Source organism: Nonomuraea sp. 10N515B, from assembly GCF_052245915.1.
Classification (GTDB): domain Bacteria; phylum Actinomycetota; class Actinomycetes; order Streptosporangiales; family Streptosporangiaceae; genus Nonomuraea.
This window is the reverse complement of the sequence record NZ_JBQQBQ010000001.1, coordinates 149,977-167,455: the sequence shown is the minus strand read 5'-3', so window position 1 is coordinate 167,455 and position 17,479 is coordinate 149,977. Positions and strand designations below refer to the sequence as shown.

At 70.8% G+C, this 17,479-nt stretch carries 16 protein-coding genes; 7 read left to right on the top strand and 9 right to left on the bottom strand.

From position 1 onward, the window contains the following. The first annotated feature begins 17 nt into the window (after positions 1-17). On the top strand, positions 18-1,064 hold the full coding sequence (locus tag ACTWQA_RS00720) for a class I SAM-dependent methyltransferase (RefSeq protein WP_443157364.1): 1,047 nt from the start codon (positions 18-20) through the stop codon (positions 1,062-1,064). Here ACTWQA_RS00720 and ftsH read toward each other — a convergent pair. The 4 genes from ftsH to ACTWQA_RS00700 are packed head-to-tail and all read right to left on the bottom strand — an operon-like array spanning position 1,046 to position 4,516. Beyond that, positions 1,046-2,371: an ATP-dependent zinc metalloprotease FtsH gene (gene ftsH, locus ACTWQA_RS00715; RefSeq protein ID WP_443157363.1), complete on the bottom strand. Its 1,326-nt coding sequence runs from the start codon at positions 2,369-2,371 to the stop codon at positions 1,046-1,048. The genes ACTWQA_RS00720 and ftsH overlap by 19 nt on opposite strands. Positions 2,372-2,377: 6 nt before the next feature. After that, on the bottom strand, positions 2,378-2,941 hold the full coding sequence (locus tag ACTWQA_RS00710) for an ATP-dependent metallopeptidase FtsH/Yme1/Tma family protein (RefSeq protein ID WP_443157362.1): 564 nt from the start codon (positions 2,939-2,941) through the stop codon (positions 2,378-2,380). Positions 2,942-2,981: 40 nt separating this feature from the next. Then, on the bottom strand, positions 2,982-3,656 hold the full coding sequence (locus tag ACTWQA_RS00705; protein WP_443157361.1) for a response regulator transcription factor: 675 nt from the start codon (positions 3,654-3,656) through the stop codon (positions 2,982-2,984). A 20-nt stretch (positions 3,657-3,676) separates the two neighbouring features. Continuing rightward, positions 3,677-4,516 (bottom strand): S1C family serine protease, encoded by an 840-nt coding sequence (locus ACTWQA_RS00700; protein ID WP_443157360.1) that lies wholly within the window; start codon positions 4,514-4,516, stop codon positions 3,677-3,679. Between the two features lie 114 nt (positions 4,517-4,630). Here ACTWQA_RS00700 and ACTWQA_RS00695 point away from each other — a divergent pair, with 114 nt between their 5' ends. Both ACTWQA_RS00695 and ACTWQA_RS00690 read left to right on the top strand, forming a co-directional pair. Continuing rightward, positions 4,631-5,971 carry a sensor histidine kinase gene (locus ACTWQA_RS00695; RefSeq protein WP_443157359.1) on the top strand — a complete coding sequence of 447 codons (1,341 nt, stop codon included), beginning with the start codon at positions 4,631-4,633 and terminating at the stop codon, positions 5,969-5,971. Between the two features lie 46 nt (positions 5,972-6,017). Beyond that, entirely contained in the window at positions 6,018-6,449 is a 432-nt protein-coding gene (locus ACTWQA_RS00690; RefSeq protein WP_443157358.1) for a DUF1003 domain-containing protein, read from the top strand. 92 nt (positions 6,450-6,541) lie between these two features. Here the strand turns inward: ACTWQA_RS00690 and ACTWQA_RS00685 are convergent, their stop codons facing one another. Both ACTWQA_RS00685 and ACTWQA_RS00680 read right to left on the bottom strand, forming a co-directional pair. Continuing rightward, positions 6,542-6,991, bottom strand: coding sequence for a DUF6194 family protein (locus ACTWQA_RS00685; protein WP_443157357.1), 450 nt, complete (start codon positions 6,989-6,991; stop codon positions 6,542-6,544). Between the two features lie 72 nt (positions 6,992-7,063). Continuing rightward, on the bottom strand, positions 7,064-8,554 hold the full coding sequence (locus ACTWQA_RS00680) for a M48 family metallopeptidase (RefSeq protein ID WP_443157356.1): 1,491 nt from the start codon (positions 8,552-8,554) through the stop codon (positions 7,064-7,066). An 82-nt stretch (positions 8,555-8,636) separates the two neighbouring features. Between ACTWQA_RS00680 and ACTWQA_RS00675 the strand changes: the two genes are divergently transcribed. After that, positions 8,637-9,857 (top strand): deoxyguanosinetriphosphate triphosphohydrolase, encoded by a 1,221-nt coding sequence (locus ACTWQA_RS00675; protein ID WP_443157355.1) that lies wholly within the window; start codon positions 8,637-8,639, stop codon positions 9,855-9,857. 90 nt (positions 9,858-9,947) lie between these two features. Further along, positions 9,948-11,111 (top strand): NAD(P)/FAD-dependent oxidoreductase, encoded by a 1,164-nt coding sequence (locus ACTWQA_RS00670; protein WP_443157354.1) that lies wholly within the window; start codon positions 9,948-9,950, stop codon positions 11,109-11,111. Here ACTWQA_RS00670 and ACTWQA_RS00665 read toward each other — a convergent pair. Next, entirely contained in the window at positions 11,083-11,979 is an 897-nt protein-coding gene (locus ACTWQA_RS00665; protein ID WP_443157353.1) for a M23 family metallopeptidase, read from the bottom strand. The two genes, ACTWQA_RS00670 and ACTWQA_RS00665, sit on opposite strands and share 29 nt — an antisense overlap. A gap of 130 nt (positions 11,980-12,109) precedes the next feature. Between ACTWQA_RS00665 and dnaG the strand changes: the two genes are divergently transcribed. Next, complete coding sequence (gene dnaG, locus ACTWQA_RS00660) at positions 12,110-13,954, top strand: DNA primase (RefSeq protein ID WP_443157352.1); 1,845 nt, start codon at positions 12,110-12,112, stop codon at positions 13,952-13,954. Between the two features lie 33 nt (positions 13,955-13,987). Here dnaG and ACTWQA_RS00655 read toward each other — a convergent pair whose 3' ends face one another. Next, complete coding sequence (locus ACTWQA_RS00655; protein WP_443157351.1) at positions 13,988-14,611, bottom strand: hypothetical protein; 624 nt, start codon at positions 14,609-14,611, stop codon at positions 13,988-13,990. Next, the gene (locus tag ACTWQA_RS00650) at positions 14,608-15,774 is read right to left on the bottom strand and encodes a PASTA domain-containing protein (RefSeq protein ID WP_443157350.1); all 1,167 of its coding nucleotides are present in this window, start codon (positions 15,772-15,774) and stop codon (positions 14,608-14,610) included. Before ACTWQA_RS00650 ends, ACTWQA_RS00655 begins: the two co-directional genes overlap by 4 nt. Positions 15,775-16,361: 587 nt before the next feature. On the opposite strand from ACTWQA_RS00650, the gene rpoD reads away from it, so the two are divergent. Next, positions 16,362-17,465 (top strand): RNA polymerase sigma factor RpoD, encoded by a 1,104-nt coding sequence (rpoD, locus tag ACTWQA_RS00645; RefSeq protein ID WP_305920815.1) that lies wholly within the window; start codon positions 16,362-16,364, stop codon positions 17,463-17,465. The last annotated feature ends 14 nt before the right edge of the window (positions 17,466-17,479 follow it).

Here is a 17,479-nt window from a genome sequence, read left to right as displayed (position 1 = left end):
GGGAAAGGAGACCGGCTATGGACCAGGAGAAGGTGAACGAGTTTCTGGGCCGGTTCGTGGCCGACCTGGCGGCGACGGAAGCCGCCGGCTCCGTCGTGATCGGCCAGCGGCTCGGTCTCTATCGGGCGCTCGCGGAGGGTCCCGCGACGCCCGAGGAGTTCGCCGAGCGCACCGGTTGCCACCGGCGTTACCTCACCGAGTGGCTGCGCGGCCAGGCCGCCGGCGGGTATGTCGCTTACGAGCCCAAGACCGGCCGCTTCTCGCTGACCGAGGAGCAGGCGTACTGCCTGGCCGACCCGAACGGCCCCAACCTGCCGGCCGCGTTCCTGATCGCGCTGGGAATGTTGCGTGCCGAACCGCGGATCACCGAGGCGTTCCGCACCGGTGAAGGCTTCGGCTGGCACGAGCACCACGAGGACGTCTTCGTCGGATGTGACGCGTTCTTCCGGCCCGGCTATGCGGCCGAGCTGATCCCGCACTGGATCCCGGCGTTGGACGGGGTCGACGAGAAGCTCACCGCCGGGGGCCGCGTGGCCGACCTCGGCTGTGGTCTCGGCTCGTCGTCGCTGCTGCTGGCAGAGGCGTACCCGCGGGTCACGGTCGCCGGCTCGGACTACCACGCCGATTCGATCGCGCTGGCACGCAAGAAGGCCGCGGAGGCCGGGCTCAGCGACCGGGTGAGCTTCGAGGTGGCCACGGCGCAGACCTTCACCGGGACGGGCTACGACCTGGTGACCATGTTCGACTGCCTGCACGACATGGGCGACCCGCTCGCGGCCGCACGCCGGGTGCGGGAGGCGCTGGCTCCGGACGGCACGTGGCTGCTGGTGGAGCCGAACGCCTCCGACACGGTGGAGGAGAACTTCAATCCGGTGGGACGCCTGTACTACAGCGGCTCCACGTTCCTCTGCGTGCCCAACGCTCTGTCTCAGCCGGGCGGCTACGCGCTGGGCGCGCAGGCCGGCGAGGCGGCGATGCGCGAACTGATCGCGGAGGCGGGTTTCTCCCGGTTCCGGCGGGCCGCGGAGACTCCGTTCAACGTGGTCTACGAGGTCCGCTTGTAAGAGGCCGACGCCGCCGTGTGCACCGTGGGCCCGGACGGGCCCGCGATGTCGTACACGACGTGCCCGTCCAGCGTTTCCTCCGCCAGCAGCCGCTCGACCAGGTCGTGCAGCGCGTCCCGGTGGGTGCTGAGCAGGTCGAGCGCGTACTGCTCGGCCAAGCGCACGAAGCGGGCGACCTCGCGGTCCACGATCCGCTGGGTGGCCTCCGCGTAAGGGCGGTCGGACAGGTCAGGCGGATAGGCGACCGGGCCCAGCTCGGGGGACAGGCCGTACTCGCGGACCATGCGTACGGCCAGCTGGGTCGCGCCGACCAGGTCGCTCGCCGCGCCCGTCGAGGCCTCGCCGAAGACCAGCAGCTCCGCCGCACGCCCGCCGAGGCGGACGGCGAGGGAGTCGTGCAGGTGCTGCTCGGTGTACAGGCGCCGCTCGTCCTCGGGAATCTGGTGGGTGGCGCCGAGTGCCATGCCTGACGGCAAGATAGTGATCTTGGAGACGGGGTCGGCGGTGGGGGAGAGCGCGGCGACGAGGGCGTGGCCGCTCTCATGGACCGCCACCCGCTCGCGCTCCTCCGGCAGCAGGGCGATGCTCTCGTCGCGGCGGCCGAGGACGAGCCGGTCGCGGGCGTCGTCGAAGTCGGCCGCCCGGATCTCCGCGCGATCGCCACGGGCGGCGCGCAGCGCGGCCTCGTTGACCAGATTGGCCAGGTCGGCACCGCTGAATCCGGGCGTGGCCCGCGCTACGACCGACAGGTCCACGTCCAGGCCCAGCCGCTTGCCGCGGGTGTGCACGGCCAGGATGCGGGTGCGGTCGGCCAGGGTGGGCAGCGGCACATGGATCTCCCGGTCGAACCGGCCGGGACGCAGCAGCGCCGGGTCGAGTGCCTCCGGGCGGTTGGTGTTGGCCAGCACGACGACCGAGCTGTCGCCCGCGAACCCGTCCATTTCCGCCAGCAGCTGGTTGAGCGTCTGCTCGCGCTCGTCGTGCCCGCCCACCCCGGCGATGGTACGGCGGGCGCCGATCGCGTCGATCTCGTCGATGAAGATGATCGACGGGGCGCTCCGCCGGGCCTCGGCGAACAGCTCGCGCACCCGCGAGGCGCCCAGCCCCACGAACAGCTCCACGAAGCTGCTGCCGGTCACCGCGTAGAACGGCACGCGGGCCTCGCCGGCCACCGCGCGGGCCAGCAGCGTCTTGCCGGTGCCGGGCGGGCCCATCAGCAGCACGCCCCGGGGGCCGCGTGCCCCCGCCAGCAGGTAACGTCCCGGGTTCTGCAGGTAGTCGACGACCTCCATGATCTCCTGCTTCACGCCTTCCTACCCGGCGACGTCGGAGAAACGGGTGTCCGGCCGCTCGGCGTCGGCGACGCGCGCCTTCGTACGCAGCAGACCGCTCATGCCCCCGCTCAGGCTCTGTGCCCGCCGCCCGAGCCACCAGAAGCCGCCGAGGAGCAGCAGCGTCGGGAGCATCGAGACGACCAGCTGGTAGAGGGTGTCGGTCTGCTGGTACGCCGACACCCCCACCTTGGCCGCCTCCAGGTGCGAGGACAGGTCGCCGGTCGTGAGCGCCCAGGTCGGCGCCTGGGTGGTGAAGCGCCGGCCGTTCGTGAGTGTGCCGGTGACGGCGCCGTCGCTGCCGACGGCCACGGTCGCGACCTGGTGGCCATCCACTTTGGCGAGCATCGTGCTGTACGGCAGGCTCTCGGTCGTGATCGCCGTCCCTATGGCGGGGCCGAAGAAGAACAGCGCGAAGAGCAGGAGGGCGAGCACGAACCACCAGCCGCGCCATTGCGGCGGCCGCGGCGGCTTGGACGGCGGGGCGGGAGCGCGCGCGGGCTTCGGCGGCGGGCCCACCAAGGGGTGCCGATTGATTTCGGGCATGGCGAAGCTCCTGTACAAGCCGGGGCCGGTCAAGAAGAGCTCAGACCGCGGGATCGAGGCGGTAGCCGGCGCCGCGCACGGTCTGGATGGTGTCGCGGCCGAACGGCCGGTCCACCTTGTCCCGCAGGTAGCGGACGTACACGTCGACCACGTTCGAGCCGCCGTCGTAGGCGAAGTCCCAGACGTGCTCGATCAGATGGGTGCGGCTGAGCACCTCGCCGGGCCGCCGCATGAACTCGTGCAGCAGTGCGAACTCCTTCGGCGACAGCGTGATCGCCGACTCGCCGCGCCGCACCACGTGGCTGACCGGGTCCAGGATGAGATCCCCGACCTCGAGCACGGCCGGCCGCTCGTGCGGGTCGCGGCGGGTCAGCGCCCGCAGCCGGGCGTACAGCTCCGACAACGCGAACGGTTTGGTGAGGTAGTCGTCGGCGCCCGAGTCCAGTCCGCGGACGCGGTCGGTCACGGCGTTGCGCGCGGTGAGCATGAGCACCGGTGCCCAGCGGCCCGCCGCGCGCATCCGCCGGCACACCTCGAACCCGTCGGGCGCGGGGATCATCGCGTCGAGCACGACGGCGTCGTAGTCGTTCTCCGTGACGCTCCACAGCGCGTCCTGGCCGTTGCCCGCGGCGTCGACGGCGTAGCCCTCGCGGCGCAGTCCGCGGATCAGCATGCGGGACATGCCGGGATCGTCCTCCACGACCAGCACCCTCATGATTCCACCCTAAACGTCCGTCAGGCGAGCAGGTCGTCGATCGTGCGGCGGGCGCCGTTGATGGCGATGGCGAAGCCGATGTTCTGGGCGTCGCCGGCGGCGGCCGTGTTGATGCCGACGATGCGGCCGGAGGCGTCCACGAGCGGGCCGCCGCTGTTGCCGGGGTTGATGGCCGCGTCGGTCTGGATCACGTGCTGCAGGCGCGCCCCGGCGTCGGTCTGGACGGTACGGTCCAGCGCGGACACGATGCCCTCGGTCACCGTCGGCCCGCCCGGCAGGGCCAGGGCGTTGCCGATCGCGATGACCGGGTCGCCGACCTTCAGCGTCGAGGAGTCCCCGAGCGGCGCGACCGGCAGGCCGGTGGCGTTCACCCGCAGCACGGCCAGGTCGGCCGCCGGGTCGTTGCGCAGCACCTTCGCCGTCAACGTCCGCCCGTCCCGCAGCGTGACCGTGATGGCCTGAGCGCCCTCGACGACGTGGTTGTTCGTCGCGATGAGGCCGCCTGCGGCGAGCACGAATCCGGTGCCGGTGCCCTGCTCGGCGACCGGCTCCATGAGCGCGTTCACCCCGACGGAGCGGGTGCGTACCGTGACGATCGACGGCTCGATCGTGGCCAGGATGGCGGGTGCGTTCACCGCGGCCCCGGACACCGCGGGAACGGCGGCGGCAGGCGTGCTCGCCCTGGCGACGTCGCGGCCGCCCAGATAGCCCCCGGCGCCGGCGGCCGCCACCGCGGCGACGATGGCGAGGGAAGCGGCCAGCACCCGGCCGCCCGCCCGCCGCGACCGGTGAGAACGGACGTGGGGGGCGGGCCCGGGATAGACGTGCGACTGGCGTGGCTCGAAGGTGGGGACGCTCATGACAGGCTCCTCGGGTGAGATCCGGTCTTCGTGGCTTCAGGATGTGAGCCCGTCGATGAGAGGCAGATGAGAGCCGTCTCGGCCCGATCGGGCGGACTGTGCCAGGCTGTGCACGTGCGGCTGCTACCAGCCTCGATGCGGGCCCGCGTGACCCTCGTCACCGCGGCGGGGGCCGCCTGCGTGCTCGCCGTCTGCCTCGCCCTCCTGTACACCGCACTCGACCGCCAGCTCTGGGCCGCCATCGACGCCGGGCTGACCGCCCGCGCCGGCGACCTGGCCGCGGCGCTCGAGGTCGGCGACGCCGCCGCGCTGACCGACGACCCGATGGCCCAGCTGTATGGCCCGGACGGCGGCGTGCTGGCCGGCTCCGCCGCGCTGCGGGAGCGGCGTCTGCTCAGCCCCGAGCAGGTCCGCCAGGCCGTGGACGGGACGCCGGCCACCCGGTCGCTGCCGGTCGGGGAGGACGACGAGCCGATCTCCGTCCGGGTGCTGACCGAGCGCATCGGCTCGGGCGTGCTGGCGGTCGCGGTGTCGGCCGAGCCCGTCCACACCGCCCGCGACCGGTTGGCGCTGGTGCTCTTCATCGCCGCGCCCCTGCTTGTCGGCGCGCTGGCCATCGGCGCCTGGGCGGTCGTGCGTGCGGCGCTGCGGCCCGTAGACGCCCTGACCCGTGAGGCCGCCATCATCTCGTCGCTGGAGAGCGGCAGCAGCCTGCCCGCCGTGCCGGGGGACGACGAGATCGCCCGGCTCGCCCGCACCCTCAACGACATGCTGGCCCGGCTCGGCGTCGCGGCCGAGCGCGAGCGGGCGTTCGTGGACGACGCCAGCCACGAGCTGCGCACCCCTCTCGCGGTGCTGCGGGGCGAGCTGGAGCTGGCACTCGACGCCATCGGCGACGACCGCGAGGTCGAGCAGTCACTGCGGGCCGCGCTCGGCGAGGCGGACCGGCTGTCGCGGCTGGCCGACGACCTGCTGCTGCTGGCGCGGGCCCGGACGGGCGCGCTCGTCGTCCGCACCGAGGCCGTGGATCTGCTCGACCTGGCCGCCGCCGAGGCACATCGTCTCGGGCCCGCGCTCGGCCTGCGCATCGAGGCCTCCGGCGAGCCCATCGTGGTGAACGCCGACCCCGAGCGGCTCCGGCAGGTCCTGGCCAACCTGGCCCGCAACAGCGCGGCCGCCGGGGCGGGCACCGTGCGGATCCGGGTCACGGGCGAGCGCGAGTCGGCCACGGTGGAGGTCGCCGACGATGGGCCCGGCTTCCCCGACGACCTGCTCGACGCGGCGTTCGCCCGTTTCACCAGAGGCGACGACGCCCGCAGTGGCGCGGCGCCCGGCGCGGGACTGGGCCTGTCGATCGTGCGGGAGGTGGTCATCGCGCACGGCGGTTTCGTCTCGGCCCGCAACGGCCCGCCCCTCGGCGGCGCCGTGGTCACCGCCCGCCTGCCGCTGATCTAGCCGCGCTTTCATCCGGTTCTCATGCGCGGCCCGGCACGATCGAGCCATGCAGACCGATCACCACCTCGGCCGGTCCTGGCGAAGCCGCTGGGAGCGTCATCCGGGGGTCCGCACCGGCAGCCGGCTCACCCTCGGCGAACGAGCGGCCGACCGGACGCGGCTCGTCATGGGGTCGTGGCCGTTCGTCATCACCTTCCTCGTCGTGCTCGCCGTCTGGATCACCGGCAACGGCCGGCACGGCTTCGACCCGTATCCGTACATCCTGCTCAACCTGGTGCTGTCGTGCCTGGCGGGACTGCAGGCGTCCGTCCTGCTCATCGCAGGCAGGCGCAGCGACCAGGTGGCCTCCGAGCTCGCGATGCACGACTACCAGACCAACAAGAGCACGGCCGTGGCCATCGCCTCGCTGCGTTCCGAGGTCGCCGACCTGGCCGCCCAGCTGGCCCGTGTCGAGGCGTTGATGAAGACACGGCTCTAAGCCGCGCTGCGCCGCAGCGTCACGAGACCGCCTCGCTGCCCGCCGCCCACACCGCGCACCTGGCAATGAGCCGCCGCGCCGAGGTCGTGAACTCAGCGGTGGCGGGCGGCGGCTCGGGTGTGGGCGTCGGCCAGCAGGGAAAGCGCCTGCTCGCCGGGGTTGAGGATAGAGATCCACCCCTGGACGGCGTACACCGGGTGTGGCAGGACCTGGTCCGTGACCGTGTAGTCGAAGCCGGCGTGACGGTCGGCGTGCGCGGCCGGCGGGTAGCCGAGGAGGCGCTCGAACGCGGCCCGCCCGGCGGCCACGTTGAGCCGGAACACCTCCGGCCTGTTGAGGTCGGAGGCGGTGTCGAAGCCGGGGTAGTCCTTGGTGACGATCGTGGCGAACGGCTGCTGCCGCTCGGGCACCTTGCCGTCCGGGGCGTAGTAGACGAACGTGTCTCCCCATGCCACTTCCGGGGCCTCGGTGCCGGGACCCGCGGTGAAGACGACGACGCCGGGCAGGCCGGTGACGAAATCGATGATGTCCTTCTCGGTCATGCCTTGAAGTCTGTCATTGAACGACCCTGTGAGACTTTGCACGCAAAAGCCGAGGAAATCGGCCGCAAACCCTCAATGCGCGGCAAGCTCCGGGACGGGCACGTAGTCGTGGCGCATGCCGTGATCGCCCAGCCACCGGCGCAGCCCCGCCACCGCCGCCGGGTTGGCCGCCACCTGGGCCGCGTACTCCGACAGCGCCACTTCCTCCCCGTCGTCGAACAGCAGCCGCGCGGGCCCCGACCACGACAACGTCCACTTGGCCTCGCCGAGCTGGATCAGCACCGCCTCGAGCGCCTGGCCCAGCACCCCGGCGAGCAGGGTGTCCGACGGGTTCCAGCCCAGCTCGCGCAGCCGCTCCTCCAGCTCGGCCTGCCGCCCGCGCGCGATCGCCTCGAACGCCGCGTCCAGGTACGGCCGCGCCGCCCCCATCACCCGCTGACCGGCCACCGCCAGGTCGTGCAGGGCCTCGGCGTTGCGGCCCGCGTACATGCCGTGCGCCACCAGCTCGTCCCACGGCACCGGCCGCAGCCCGGTCAGAGCCTCCGGCGTCCACATGGACTGCTCGACCGCCTGCACCGCCACGTTCGCGTCGCGCAGCAGGGTCAGGGCGGAGCGCGGGTCGGGCACGTGCTGCGGTTCCTGCAGGTACTCGATGGCGGCCAGCCGCTCGGCGAGGCTCGGGTGTGAGTCGTACGGCGAGACCTCCTCCGGTTCCTCGCCCAGCTTGGTGATCTCGGCCTGGCGGGCGGGATCGCTCATCATCGCGTGGAAACCGCCGAACACCGAGGCGGGACGGGCGCCGCCCGAGCCCGTCAGCGACAGGTAGTGGTTGACGTACAGGTCCCAGCCCAGCGCGGTGGCGTGGATCTTGCGCAGGGCGCCCGCCATGGCCTGCCGGCCGCCGATCGCGACCGCGAACTGGTCGGCCTCCAGCTCCTGTTTGCGTGAGACGGCCTGCGAGGCGCGTAGGTAGAGCTTGGCGTACCAGGCGAACAGCCGCTGGATGAACGGGTGGTTGCCCAGCCCCTGGACCGTGGCGATGAGCGAGACCCGGCCCCGGTAGACCGGCGCTCCCAGGCGGGTGTGGGCGCCGCTGTAGTGGCCGAGCTCGTGCCCGAGCACCGCCCGCATCTCATCCACCGTCAGCGTTTGCAGCAGGGGCAGGCCGACGAACATCCGCCGCCTCGTCGCCCGCAGCCCGAGCCAGCGCGTGTCCTCCGACACGGCCGCGTTGACCTCGGGGACCAGCCGGATCTCGTCCGGCGGCGCGGTGCGTACCCGCTGGGCCAGGTCCTCGACCGTCTGCCATAACACGGGCTCGTGCTCGCGCCCCACCGGCACGCCCGGCTGCTCGCCACCCTGGCGGCGGCTCACCATGAAGAGGGCACGGACGAGCGCGCCCGCCGCCAGGGTGAGCACGATCGCGATCTTGACGGTGTTCGCGTGGAAGTCGACGAGCAGCATGACGTCGAAGAAGATCGCGGCCGCCAGGATGAGGCCGACAAGGACGTAGAAGCCGGCGAGCAGGGCGAAGGCCAGCACCGCTCGAAACGCTGTGGTCATGGGGGAGGGCTCCCAAGGAAATGGTTTCTCGCGAGGCTCGACCTTAGCGGAGTCGGGAAACTGGATAAAATTGCTGATACAGATGTCGTACTACGACCAGCATGACCAGGAGCGTTGGGTTCCGGAACCTCCCGGCAATCCTGAGCGAGCCGCGTTCGAACGCGATCGCGCCCGCGTCCTGCACAGCGCCGCACTCCGCAGGCTGGCCGCGAAGACGCAGGTCGTGGGCCCTGGCGAGACGCTCGGCGGCGGCCAGCACATCCCCCGCACCAGGCTCACGCACTCCCTCGAGTGCGCCCAGGTCGGCAGGGAGATGGGGGCCACCCTCGGCGTCGACCCCGACCTGGTGGAAACCGCCTGCCTGGCGCACGACCTCGGCCATCCGCCGTTCGGCCACAACGGCGAGGTCGCGCTCAACGCCCTGGCCGCCGCGTGCGGCGGGTTCGAGGGCAATGCCCAGAGCCTGCGCCTGCTCACCAGGCTGGAGGCCAAGGTCCTCACCGAGGACGGCCGCAGCGCCGGGCTCAACCTGACGCGGGCGGCGCTCGATGCTTCCATCAAATATCCCTGGACATGCGAAAAGTCAGCCAAATTCGGCGTTTATGACGACGACCTGCCCGTGTTCCGGTGGATCAGGAAGGGCGCCCCGGAGGGACGGGTGAGCTTCGAGGCGCAGATCATGGACTGGGCCGACGACGTCGCCTACTCCGTCCACGACCTCGAGGACGCCCTGCACTCCGGCCACGTCACCCCCGAAGCGCTCCAGTCGCCCACCGAGCGCCGGCACGTCTGCGAGATCACCCGCACCTGGTACGCCCCCGGCGCGGACCTCAACGAGCTCGAGGAGGTCTTCGCCAAGCTGATCGCCGACAAACTCTGGCCGCGCCGCTTCGAGGCCACCCTTGCCGACCTGGCCGGGCTCAAGGCCCTCACCAGTGGCCTCATCGGCCGCTTCTGCCGCTCCGCCCAGGCCGCCACCAGAGGGGTGTACGGCTCCCGCCACCACGCCGACCTCATCGTCCCGCACACCACCCGGCTGGAGTGCGCGCTACTCAAAGGCGTCACCGCCCACTACGTGATGACCACCGAGGACCACCACGCCAACCAGGCCAGGCAGCGCGAGCTCATCACCGAGCTGGCGTCCCTGATCACCCTCGGCGCGCCGGGCACGCTGGAGCCCGCCTTCCGCCCCGCGTACGCCGAGGCTCGCGACGACGCCGCCCGCGTCCGCGTGGTCATCGACCAGATCGCCTCACTGACCGACACCTCGGCCGTCGCCTGGCACCGCCGGCTCTCGCGCTGACCCCCTCGTGCTGACCAAGGTTTGCCAATGAGGCTGGTCACCTGACAGAACCCGCTTTCCGGATCTGCGCGGCGGGCGGATACTGCGCCCATGGCCACATATGTGATCGTCGGAGCCGGGCTGGCCGGGGCCAAAGCCGCGCAGACACTGCGCGAGGAGGGCTTCGACGGCGAGATCGTGCTGATCGGTGCGGAAACCGAACGGCCCTATGAGAGACCGCCCCTGTCCAAGGACTACCTCCAGGGCAAGAGCGAACGAGAGAAGATCTTCGTGCACGCCCCCGAGTGGTACCCGGACAACGGCGTGGACCTGCGGCTCGGCATTCCGGTCACCCGCATCGAGCTCGATCACCATGTGGTCAGGCTCGGCAATGGGTCGCGCCAGCCGTACGACAAGCTGCTCATCGCCACCGGCGCCACGCCCAGGCGCCTGCCGGGGCCCGGCCACTACCTGCGCACGGTCGACGACAGCGAGACGCTGAAGGAACGCTTCGAGCAGGCCGAGAGCGTGCTCATCGTCGGCGCCTCCTGGATCGGCCTGGAGACCGCGGCGGCGGCCCGCGCCGCCGGCCGTGCCGTCACCGTCGTCGAGCCCGAGCCCACCGCGCTGAACCGGGCGCTCGGCCCCGAACTGGGCGACGTGTTCGCCCGCATGCACGCGCGTAAAGGCGTCGACCTGCGCTTCGGCACCGCCGCCGCGGAGATCACCGACACCGGCGTGCGGCTCAGCTCCGGCGAGCGGCTCACCGCCGACCTCGTCGTGGTCGGCATCGGCGCCGTGCCCGAGGTCGGGCTCGCCCGCGACGCCGGGCTCGAGGTCGAACAGGGCGTCCTCACCGACGCGGCCCTGCGGACCTCGCACCCGGACGTGTTCGCGGCCGGCGACGTGGCCGAGCCCTTCCACCCCCTGTACGGCCGCCGCCTGCGCGTCGAGCACTGGGCCAACGCCCTGAACGGCGGCCCCGCGGCCGCCCGTTCCATGCTCGGCCAAGAGGTCGCCTACGACGCGATCCCGTACTTCTACACCGACCAGTACGAGCTCGGCATGGAGTTCTCCGGCGACATCGAGGGCTACGACGAGATCGTCTACCGCGGTGACGTCGAGAGCCTGGAGTTCGTCGCCTACTGGCTGCGCGACAGCCGGGTGATCGCCGGAATGAACGTCAACGTCTGGGACGTCGTCGAAGAGATCCAGGAGCTGATCAGATCACGCACCATCGTCAACCCTAAGGAGTTGGCGACGGGGCAATCGTGACCGCGGCCGGGGTTTCTTCGTCGCCGGTCTGCGGCTCCGGCCGGTCGTCGTCCGCGACCTTCTTCGACGAGCACAGCACGGTGCAGCGTGGGGTCTCGCCCAGCCTGCCGCGCAGCGCCAGCGTCTCCTCGCGGGGCGAGAGCGTGCGGTTGCCCGACTGCCAGGCGTCCAGGTAGTCCCACGGCTCGACCATGCCCCTGCGTACCCACCACAGGGACGGACCGGTCTTCCACGAGATCGCGAAATAGAGGTTGGGGCCGGTGTCGCGGGCGTTGCCCGACCGGCCCACCCGCCCGAGCAGCTGTCCGGCCTTCACCCGCACGCCCGGCTTGACGCCCTCGGCCACCGTGTCCAGGTGGCCGCCCAGGTAGCGGACGCCGTCGTCACCGATGATCGTGACGAACCTGCCCTCGCGGTCGGCGCCCGCGTCCGTGGACGGCCGCCACTTGTTCTGCGCGTTCACCTCGTCCACCACGCCGCCGATCGGCGCCACGAACGCGCACCCCTCGCCGGCCCAGATGGTCGTCTTGGGCAGCACGAGCAGCTTGCGCTGGTAGGTCGTCTTGCAGCCCTTGACCGGGAACGTGTAGGTGTATTTCGACAACTTCGGCGGCGGCACCTTGACGGGATCCTCGCCCTGCGGCGGCTGTTCGGCGGCCTGGTGCTCGGCCGAAGGGCTGGGCGTCGGGATCGTGGCCGTGACCGCCGGCGTGCCCGTCGCCGGGGCGGTGGAGGGCGACTGGGCACTCACGCCCGCCAGGCCGGTGGCCTGGGTGCAGGCGCCGGTCAGCAGCAGAGCGCCTGCCATGGCCGCCCATCGTCCGAGATGCCCCGATCGCATGATCTCCACCCGCGTCACCGTTTCCACCGACAACCTTTACCTTTGTAGCCGACCGGGGACCCGCGCAGAGCCGGTTTCCCTCTCTTGCAACCCAGGGGTGAGACCATTCTGGCGGCAGGTGCCGGGAACGTCGGTGGGTCCGAATAGACTCACCGGCGTGGCTGGCCGGATCCGTGATGTCGACATCGCGCTCGTACGCGAGCGTTCACCCATCGCCGACGTGATCGGCGAGCACATCCAGTTGCGCAACGCCGGAGGCGGCAACCTCAAGGGCCTGTGCCCCTTCCACGACGAGAAGTCCCCGTCCTTCAACGTCACCCCCGAGCGCGGAATGTACTTTTGCTTCGGTTGCTCCGAAGGTGGCGATGTGATCACCTTTGTCGAGAAGATCGAGCATCTGACCTTTGGCGAGGCGGTCGAGCGGCTGGCGCAGCGGGCCGGGATCCAGCTGCAATACGAGCAGGGCGGCTACGTTCCCCGGCGGGATCACGGCGAGCGGGCCAGGCTGATCGAGGCGCACAAGGCGGCGGCCGAGTTCTACGCCGGCAAGTTGTTCGGGCCCGACGCGGCGCCCGGGCGGCGGTTCCTGTCGGAGCGGGGGTTCGAGCGGGCGGACGCGGAGACGTTCGGGGTCGGATATGCGCCCAACGAGTGGGAGGCGCTGACGCGGCACCTGCTGGCGCGCGGGTTCACCACCGAGGAGCTCGTCAAGGGCGGGTTGGCCAAGGAGGGGCGGCGGGGGCCGATCGACCGGTTCCGCGGGCGGCTGATCTGGCCGATCAGGGACGCCACGGGCGATGTGATCGGTTTCGGCGCGCGCAAGTTGCTTGATTCCGATGAAGGGCCGAAATATCTGAATACGCCTGACTCGCCGCTTTACAAGAAGAGCCAGGTGCTTTATGGGATTGACCTGGCGAAACGGGAGATCTCCAAGCGGTCCCAGGCGGTGATCGTCGAGGGCTACACCGATGTGATGGCCTGTCATCTCGCCGGGGTGCCGACGGCGGTGGCCACGTGCGGCACGTCGTTCGGCGCGGAGCACATCAAGATCCTGCGCCGGTTCCTGCTGGACCAGGCCGAGTTCCGTGGCGAGGTGATCTTCACGTTCGACGGTGACGAGGCTGGGCAGAAGGCAGCGCTGCGGGCGTTCGCCGACGAGCAGAAGTTCGTCACACAGACCTACGTCGCGGTGCAGCCCGACGGGCTCGACCCATGCGACCTGCGGGTCAAGCAGGGGGACGCGGCCGTGCGGGATCTGATCGCCAGCCGGGAGCCGCTGTTCCAGTTCGCGATCAGGAGCACGATCTCCCGCTACGACCTGCGCAGCAACGAAGGCAAGATCGCCGCGCTGGACGCGGCCGCGCCGATCGTGGCCGGGATCAAGGACGTCGGGCTGCGCAAGCGCTATGCCATCGACCTGGACCGGTGGCTCGGCTTCATGGACGAGCGGTTCGTCATGCAGCGCATCGCCGCGGTCGCCGGGGCGCAGCAGGGCCGCCCGCAACGCGCGCAAAGGGCGGCGCCCGTCGATCCGAGCATCCGGGTGGAGGGCGAGTTGCTCAGGCTGGCCGTGCAGCGGCCCGCGCTGCTCGGGCCGCGTTTCGACGCCCTGGATCCGCAGGCGTTCACGGCGCCCGACCATGTCGCCCTGCACAAGGTCATCGCGGCCGCGGGTGGTGTTGTCGCGGCCGGATACGGTGGCCGGGAGTGGGTGGATCTGTTGCTGGAGCACGCCCATGAGGAGGGGGCTCGGGCGTTGGTGACCCGGTTCGCGGTGGAGCCGATCCAGGCGGACGCGCACGCGGAGGAGCGCTATGCGGGTGCGATGCTGGCCGCCATCGAGGCCATCGCGGTCGATCGGGCCATCGCCCAGGTGAAGTCACGGATCCAGCGGCTCAATCCGGTGGAGGAGCAGCAGGAGTACAACAAGTTGTTCGGTGAGCTGGTGGCGCTGGAGCAGCAACGCCGGGTCCTGCGCAATCGCGCCGCAGGCAGCCCGTGACGGGTTCGCGATCGCCCGCGGGGGCGTGTCCAGCTATGGCGAGTCGTTTTCGTCGTTGCCTGCCCCCGCTGCCGCCCGCGCCTCGCGCAGAATCGGATAACCCTCGCCGAGGTCCCGGTTGATCGGCAACGTGACCAGCACGTAGTCCTGCCGGGCCACCTCGACGCCCTGGACCTTGCACACGGCGGAGGCCACGCAGTCGCCGCCGGTCAGGCGTATCAGCCTGCCGTTGCGCACGCTCGCCTGCAACCCCGTGACGTGCAGGACCAGATCGATGCCGAAGCGCAGCCGGCCCACCGGCTGCCCGTTGACCTGGACCTCGACGGAGGGCTCGTGGCGGGAGACGACCTCGTGGTCGACCAGCGGCACCATCTGTCCGGTGCCCGGGTTGTCCAGGGTACGGCGGGCGGCGGCACGCAGGTTGCGGTACGTCGCCCAGCCGCTCAGCAGGACCGAACCCACATTGATCCCGCGCAGCAGCTCGACGCCCGCCGTGGCCGCCTTGTCCGCCAGCTCGCCGGGCGGCGTCCGGACCTGCTGCCTGATCTCGTCGAGCGCCCCGTCCATGCGCCGAGTCAGCTCCTCGCCCGCTTTCTGCGGGTTGGCGTAGAGCAGCAGGTCGGCGGTGTTCGGGTCGGTGCGGAAGCTGACGGTCACCGTACGATCTCCCTGATCTCTTGGCGGCCCTGGTCGTGATGGCAGACGAGGTCGAACCTGAACGAGGGTGCGACGTCACGGAACTCCACCTGCGGGGAGGGGTCCGCGTACGGCACACAGACGACGGAAGGCGGCGACGGCTGTGGCTCGTCACCGGAGCCGCCTGGGCTGTCACCGGCCCCGCTCGCGCCACGGCGAGCGCGCCGCAGCAACCAGCCGAGCACGGCCAGTACCGCGATCACGATCAGCAGCACGAGGGACGACGGCCCGCTCGACGCCCCCGTCTCAACGCTGTCCCCGGTGTCGATCCCCGGTGACTCCTCACCCTCGCCGGACTCGCCGGACTCGCGGGCCGGAGAGGCCTCAGGGCTGCCGGTGCCGACCGGCCCGGTACCCGGGGTCAGCGTGACGGTGACAGAGCCGCCTCGTTCGACGAGGCTCCCGGCAGCCGGGTCCTGGGCGCTCACCTTGCCCGAATCCCCGTTGCCGACGACGAGCGTGAGCCCCCGGTCATCCAGCCGCCGCCGTGCCGCGTCCGCGCTGAGCCCACTCAGGTCGGGGACTTTGACGCGCTCGTCGGGTGGCGACGTCGGCGGCGCGCTCAGGCGCAGGGTGACGGTGGTGCCAGGCGCCACCGGCGTGCCCGCGGCGGGGTCCTGCGAGGCCACCACGGCCGGCTCGGCGAAGGCGCCTTCGGCGACCACCGGTTCGAGCCCCACCTCCCGTATCCGGTCCTTCGCCAGGTCCGCCGGCTCACCGACGACGTCCGGGACCCGCACCTGCGGCGCTTGGAGGGTGACGGTCACACGGGAGCCGCAGATCTCGCTCGTCCCGCCGGGCGGTGACTGGTCGATCACCGTCCAGTGGGCCGCCGCGTCGGAGGGCAGGGGCTCCGTCGCGAAGCCGCTCTGAGCCAGTGAGGCGGTGGCGGCTTCCAAGGTCTGCCCCGTGACGTCGGGCACAGGTCCCGTATCGGCGGAGAAGCCCCGGCCGCCCAGCGCCGGACAGGTCTGCCGCGGCCTCGGCGTTTCCTGCACGTCCGGCGTTTCTTGTGTGGTCGGTGCGCAACACGGGTCAGCAGCCGCCGCTCCGGTCGGTGTCGCCGGGGCCGACAGCACGATCAACACAGCGACCAGCGCCTTCACCGCAAGGCGGTACCGCATCGCCACCTCCAGGCCATCAGCGCCGACGCTAGGCGCCCGGCCCGCTCAGCGCATGAGTAGGCCCTACTCAACGGCGCGCGGGGAAATTCGGGCCGCGCCGACGGGACAGCCGGGACGTGATGACACGATCTTCAGCACGGCCGCCGCGCGACCCGCCGCCGATCAGCAAGCCACGCCAACGGCGCCGGCGAAAAAGATCGTTGAGCGGATCCCGTGGGACGCAGGCGGCGGGAGCGGTCGCCGGTTGATAACAGTTCAGCCGCGATCTTTATCGAGATTACTGGGTGGTTGACCAGGGAACTTGGCCCGGTCCAACATGCGACAAAGGTGATGGACAACGCGATAGAGGCAGTCAAGGAGTTGCGTCCGACCGGAGGGTCGTGCCGGGCGCGTGAATCCTGATCGCGTAATTGACTTTACTTTCCTGATCGAACTCTGGCCAAACCTTATTTCGATCTCAATTCGGTAAGGACGATCGCCTTACCTTCAGTGACAAAAATGGGTCTGCCATTTGATGGAACCAATACTGCAGACTGTCTCCCGTGGGTGCATCGGTGCTGCCAAGCAGTCCGCCATCGGTAGATCAGGTGGCGGACCTCGTCGCGAAGGGAAGAGAGCGCGGGAGCGTAACCGTCGATGACGTCGCAGCCGCGCTTGACCGATCCGAGCTGCCGTCCGACGCGCTGGAACGCGTCGTGCGGATGCTCGCCGAGAACGGCGTGGAGGTCCTCGAGCCCCAGGGCGACGAGGAATCCACCCGCGCCGATGAGGAAGACCTAGGCAAACGGGCCCCGACCAGCGATCTCGTCCGCATCTACCTGCGGGAGATCGGCCGGGTGCCGCTGCTGACCGCCGAGGAGGAGGTGGAGCTCGCCAAGTCGATCGAAGCCGGCCTGTTCGCCGAGGACAAGCTGGCCAACGGGGTCTCGCGTCTGGCCTTCCCGGAGTTCAGGGAGCTCGTCTGGCAGGGCACCCGAGCCAAACAGCGGCTCATCGAGGCCAACCTCAGGCTCGTGGTGTCGATCGCCAAGCGCTACGTGGGCCGCGGCATGTTGTTCCTGGACCTGATCCAGGAGGGCAACCTCGGGCTCATCCGGGCGGTCGAGAAGTTCGACTACACCAAGGGTTACAAGTTCTCCACCTACGCGACCTGGTGGATCCGGCAGGCGATCACCCGGGCCATCGCCGACCAGGCACGGACCATCCGCATCCCGGTGCACATGGTGGAGACGATCAACAAGCTCGTCAGAGTGCAACGCCAGCTCCACCAGGACCTCGGCCGCGAGCCGATTCCCGAGGAGATCGCCAAGGAGATGGATCTCCCTGTCGATCGGGTGGTGGAGATCCAGCGCATCGCCCAGGAGCCCGTGTCGCTGCAGTCGCCGATCGGCGAGGAGGACTCCGACCTCGGTGACTTCATCGAGGACGCCGACGCAGTCGTGCCCATGGAGGCCGCGGCCTTCATCATGCTGCAGGACCAGCTCGACGACATCCTGGCCACGCTGTCGGACCGCGAGCAGCGCATCATCCAGCTGCGCTTCGGCCTGGCCGACGGGCATCCGCGCACGCTGGAGGAGGTGGGCAGGGAGTTCGGGGTCACGCGGGAGCGCATCCGCCAGATCGAGTCGAAGACCCTGGCCAAGCTCCGCCACCCGACGCGCGCCCAGATGCTGCGGGACTACCTGGACTGAGAGCCGTGCGAAGC

Excerpts from the sequence above, each read along its gene's own strand:
- ACTWQA_RS00690 (WP_443157358.1), top strand. The coding sequence starts at position 6,018 with ATGCAGACCGATCACCACCTCGGCCGGTCCTGGCGAAGCCGCTGGGAG.
- ACTWQA_RS00705 (WP_443157361.1), bottom strand. The coding sequence starts at position 3,656 with ATGAGGGTGCTGGTCGTGGAGGACGATCCCGGCATGTCCCGCATGCTG.
- ACTWQA_RS00650 (WP_443157350.1), bottom strand. The coding sequence starts at position 15,774 with ATGCGGTACCGCCTTGCGGTGAAGGCGCTGGTCGCTGTGTTGATCGTG.
- ACTWQA_RS00710 (WP_443157362.1), bottom strand. The coding sequence starts at position 2,941 with ATGCCCGAAATCAATCGGCACCCCTTGGTGGGCCCGCCGCCGAAGCCC.
- ACTWQA_RS00720 (WP_443157364.1), top strand. The coding sequence starts at position 18 with ATGGACCAGGAGAAGGTGAACGAGTTTCTGGGCCGGTTCGTGGCCGAC.
- ACTWQA_RS00685 (WP_443157357.1), bottom strand. The coding sequence starts at position 6,991 with ATGACCGAGAAGGACATCATCGATTTCGTCACCGGCCTGCCCGGCGTC.
- ACTWQA_RS00670 (WP_443157354.1), top strand. The coding sequence starts at position 9,948 with ATGGCCACATATGTGATCGTCGGAGCCGGGCTGGCCGGGGCCAAAGCC.
- ACTWQA_RS00680 (WP_443157356.1), bottom strand. The coding sequence starts at position 8,554 with ATGACCACAGCGTTTCGAGCGGTGCTGGCCTTCGCCCTGCTCGCCGGC.
- ACTWQA_RS00675 (WP_443157355.1), top strand. The coding sequence starts at position 8,637 with ATGTCGTACTACGACCAGCATGACCAGGAGCGTTGGGTTCCGGAACCT.
- ACTWQA_RS00700 (WP_443157360.1), bottom strand. The coding sequence starts at position 4,516 with ATGAGCGTCCCCACCTTCGAGCCACGCCAGTCGCACGTCTATCCCGGG.